Genomic DNA, 4,523 nt, shown 5'->3' on the forward strand with positions numbered 1-4,523 from the left:
GGTGAGACCGATGAATTCATCGCGCCCACGGTGATCGGTGATTATACGGGTGCCAAGGCCGGGGACGGGTTCTATTGCCTCAATTTCCGGGCGGATCGGGCGCGGGAAATCCTTGCCTCTCTGGGTGACCCTGAGTTTGACAGCTTTGATGCGAGCACCCGCCCGAAATGGGAGGCGATGCTGGGCATGGTTGATTATTCTACCAAGCACAACGAATACATGATCACGGCCTACCCCAAACCGGTGTTGCACAACACACTTGGCGAATGGGTGTCCAAGCAGGGCCGCACCCAATTCCGGCTGGCTGAAACCGAAAAATACCCGCATGTGACGTTTTTCCTCAATGGCGGCGCGGAGGAGGTGAACCCCGGTGAGGATCGCGCCATGCCGAAATCGCCGAAGGTCGCGACCTATGATCTGCAACCTGAAATGTCGGAACCCGAAGTTGCGGAAAAGCTGGTCGGCGCGATTGAACATGGCTATGACCTGATCGTGGTGAATTTTGCCAATCCGGATATGGTTGGCCATACCGGTGTTCTGGCAGCGGCGATCAAGGCTTGCGAAGCGGTGGACAATGGGCTTGGCCTTGCTCTGGCAGCGTTGGAAAAAGTAGGGGGAGCGATGATCGTGACCGCCGACCACGGCAACTGCGAAACCATGGTTGACCCGGTGACTGGCGGGCCGCATACCGCGCATACGACCAACCTTGTGCCGGTGATCCTGTTTGGCGGTCCAGAAGGCGCGCACTTGAGGAACGGGCGCTTGTCGGATTTGGCACCGACGCTGCTGCAGTTGATGGGTCTGCCACAACCAGATGAAATGACCGGGAAAACCTTGATCCAATGATCCGCGCCACCATTCTTTCGCTGTTGCTTTGCGCCGGAGCGGCGCAGGCGCAAAGCGTGACGGAGCAGGCGGTTGCTGCCTCTGCTGCCCTGTCCGCCGCGATTTCGGGAATGGAGGGGGCCGAATCCGGGCGCGATCAGGTGGCGACCCTGACCCAGACGATCCACGCCTATGAGCTCGGAATGGGCGCGATGCGCGATGGCTTGCGCCAGGCCAAGGTGCGCGAAGCGGCGCTTCTGCTCCAATTTGATGCGGAGCGCAGCCGCGTCGGACAATTGCTTGGTGTCCTGAGCCAGATGGAGGCGACACCCGGCCCGTTGCTGCTGCTGCATCCCGGCGGGCCGTTGGGTACGGTGCGGTCGGGCATGATCGTGTCGGAGGTGACGCCCGCCCTTCAGGCGCAGGTGGTGAAGCTGCAAGGGGAGTTGACAGAGTTGCAGCAGTTGCGGACCCTGCAAGCTGCTGCCGGTGATGTGTTGAAACGCGGTTTGACCGTGGCGCAAACCGCGCGCACCGCGCTCAGCCAGGCGATTTCAGACCGCACCACCTTGCCGCGCAAGTTCACCGAAGACCCGGAGGCGTTGCGGACCCTGCTGGAAAGCGCCGATACGCTGGCGGCGTTTGCCAACAGCCTGACTCTGGACACGCGCGATGGTGACGCGCTGCGCAGCTTTGCCTCTGCCGAAGGGAAACTGGCGCTGCCGACGCTTGGAACCTTGCTGTCTCGCGCAGGTGAGGCCGATGCCAGCGGCACCAAACGCCCCGGCATCACGCTTGCGACCAGACCCCGCGCGCTTGTCACCGCACCGTGGGCTGGGACGATCCGCTATCGCGGGCCGCTACTCGACTACGGAAATGTGATGATCCTTGAACCGGGTGGGGGCTATCTTTTGGTGCTGGCCGGGTTAGGAACGGTTTATGGTGAGGTCGGGGAAGTCGTCGGACTCGGCGCGCCGCTTGGCCTGATGGGCGGCGGTGATGACGAAAACGGCAAAGAGTTTTTGGCCAGTGTTGCGGATGTGGGTGGTATTCGCGAGACGGAAACGCTTTATATTGAGATCAGAAAAGGGACGGAGCCGGTTGACCCGGCACCATGGTTCGCCGCAACAAAGGATTGAGACAGGGAATGAAGAAATTTGTCATGGCCGCTTTGGGTGGCACTGTTGCAGGCATCCTGCTGACAACACAGGTCGCCGGCCCGTTGCTGGCACAGGAGACGAAGAAATCCACCAGCGTCTATGAGCAGTTGGACCTGTTCGGCAATATATTTGAGCGTATCCGCAGCCAGTATGTCGAAGAGGTGGACACCAACAAGCTGATCGAGGCGGCGATCAACGGCATGTTGACCTCGCTTGATCCACATTCAAGCTACATGGCCCCCAAGGATTTTGACGCGATGCAGGTGCAGACGCGTGGTGAATTTGGCGGGCTTGGTATCGAGGTGACGCAAGAGGATGGCTATATCAAGGTCGTCTCTCCGATGGACGACACCCCGGCAGCAGCGGCGGGGATTGAGGCCGGGGATTATATCACCCATGTCAACGGCGACACTGTTCAAGGGCTGACTTTGGATGATGCGGTCGACCTGATGCGTGGCCCGGTCGGGTCGGAAATTATCGTTACTGTCGTGCGCAAAGGCACGCCGGAACCGTTCGACGTGTCGATCATCCGTGACACCATCAAGTTGACGGCGGTACGGACGCGGGCGGTGGGCAATACCATCGTTGTCCGGATGACCACCTTCAACGATCAGACCTATCCCGGACTGGAGGAAGGGCTGAAGAAAACATCGGACGAGTTGGGCGGTTGGGACAAGGTGCAGGGCGTCGTTCTGGACCTGCGCAACAATCCCGGCGGTTTGCTGAACCAGGCGATCAAAGTCTCCGACGCGTTTCTGGAGAAGGGTGAGATTGTGTCCACCCGTGGTCGTGCCGCCAGCGACGGCGAGCGATTCAACGCGACTCCGGGCGATTTGACCGGGGGCAAACCCTTGGTTGTGTTGATCAACGGCGGCTCTGCCTCGGCATCCGAAATTGTGACCGGCGCGTTGCAGGATCATCGCCGCGCGATTGTGGTGGGGACCAAGAGCTTTGGCAAAGGCTCGGTGCAAACCATCATCCCGCTGCGCGGTGAAGGGGCGATGCGGTTGACGACGGCGCGCTATTACACGCCTTCGGGTCGGTCGATTCAGGCGCTTGGGGTTGCCCCCGATATCATCGTCAACCAGCCGCCGCGCCAACCTGTGGCGGAGGAGAAAGAACCGGCAAGTGCCGTGAAAGCGCGCACCGAAGCCTCCTTGCGCGGCGCGCTCGACAACGACTCGATGACCGAGGATGAGCGCAAGCAGTTGGAAGACGACCGCGCCCGCGCCGAAGAAGCCGCAAAGCTGCGCGAGGAGGATTACCAACTCGCCTATGCTGTGGACATCCTGAAGGGTGTGGCTGCGATTGAAGTGAAGCCTTGACCGGAACGCCGGGGGGGGCCGGATTGATGGCCCCCGTTCAGCAAAGGCCAAAACGATGACCGACACCGCCAATCTGCCATATCGTCCCTGCGTCGGTGTGATGCTGATCAATGCCGAGGGCCGGATATTCGCCGGCCAGCGGCTCGATTCGGAGGCGGCTGCATGGCAAATGCCGCAGGGTGGGATTGATGGCGACGAAAAGCCCCGCCAAGCGGCCCTGCGCGAGTTGTCGGAAGAAACCGGCGTCACCGCCGATCTGGTTGAAAAGCTGGCGAAAACCGACGATTGGGTCCGTTATGATCTGCCGCCGGAACTTTTGGGCAAGGTCTGGGGCGGTAAATATCGCGGCCAGCGGCAAAAATGGTTCCTCTACCGTTTCACCGGCCGCGACGATCAGATCAACATCGCGACCGAACATCCGGAATTTTCCAAATGGTGCTGGATCGGCGCGGATGAGATGATTGCCGCGATCGTCCCGTTCAAGCGCGCAGTTTATGAGCAGGTTGTGGCGGGGTTTCGCGGGTATTTGGGCTGAGGCGGGGGCCGGTAGGTGGGCCTTTTCAAACCTTCGCTGCAAGTGCGTCAACGTCTCATTCGACGAACCGTTCAACAAACGGTCGTTTTTGGGGAACTGTGCAGGTAAAAGTCTTTCATAACCGCGGACCCTCTTATTCTTTATAGTCTTCTGCCTCGTCGTCAAATTGTCTTCCAAGCTCTTCTAATCTCTTTTCAAAAGCAACGCGTTCGGTCGGAGCCAATTTACATGATAAGTATTCGTCGAAATTCTGTAGACCAGTTACAAATTCTGTAAAACTATTTGCTAAAATAATAATGTTGGCCACAACCTGTGCCTTCCTTAGTGAACCAGAAAAGTTTGAATCAAACAAACATACGCATCCGGTCTCCAAGTTTAGAAGAAGATTTTCGCCGCCCTCTCCTTGACCAAAAACAAATAAATGCTCAAATTCATTTTCAAAATCAGACAAGTCGCTATGTTTTGACAATTTAAATATTTGATCTGTAGTCATCCCATCCGGCCCTTCGTGCAGTCCATACATGATGTGTACCGAAGTATCCACTTCAGGCTTTCCGGGTCTTAAAAAAATGGACTTTCGGAATAATCCACCGTTGTATTTTACTAGATAGTCTACATAGTCATCTGGTAGCTTTATACTATTTAGCTTCTGAAACTCATCAACACTGGCTGGATCAG

Annotated in this window: 5 protein-coding genes; 4 read left to right on the plus strand and 1 reads right to left on the minus strand. The window is 57.7% G+C overall.

Annotated elements, in window-relative coordinates:
• The 4 genes from gpmI to L0H65_RS15145 form a co-directional block, all read left to right on the plus strand.
• Positions 1–846: 2,3-bisphosphoglycerate-independent phosphoglycerate mutase (gpmI, locus tag L0H65_RS15130; protein ID WP_301459876.1), on the plus strand; the 846-nt coding region annotated here is incomplete at its 5' end.
• Positions 843–1,964: a murein hydrolase activator EnvC gene (locus tag L0H65_RS15135; protein WP_301459877.1), complete on the plus strand. Its 1,122-nt coding sequence runs from the start codon at positions 843–845 to the stop codon at positions 1,962–1,964. The genes gpmI and L0H65_RS15135, both read left to right, overlap by 4 nt.
• 8 nt (positions 1,965–1,972) lie before the next feature.
• Positions 1,973–3,310 (plus strand): S41 family peptidase, encoded by a 1,338-nt coding sequence (locus L0H65_RS15140; protein ID WP_301459878.1) that lies wholly within the window; start codon positions 1,973–1,975, stop codon positions 3,308–3,310.
• Between the two features lie 55 nt (positions 3,311–3,365).
• Complete coding sequence (locus tag L0H65_RS15145; protein ID WP_301459879.1) at positions 3,366–3,845, plus strand: RNA pyrophosphohydrolase; 480 nt, start codon at positions 3,366–3,368, stop codon at positions 3,843–3,845.
• A 133-nt stretch (positions 3,846–3,978) separates the two neighbouring features.
• Here the strand turns inward: L0H65_RS15145 and L0H65_RS15150 are convergent.
• A partial coding sequence (locus L0H65_RS15150) for an SMI1/KNR4 family protein (RefSeq protein WP_301459880.1) occupies positions 3,979–4,523 on the minus strand: 545 nt, incomplete at its 5' end.

The sequence above is a fragment of the Pseudorhodobacter sp. genome (assembly GCF_030452865.1).
In the GTDB taxonomy this organism is placed as follows: Bacteria; Pseudomonadota; Alphaproteobacteria; order Rhodobacterales; family Rhodobacteraceae; genus Pseudorhodobacter.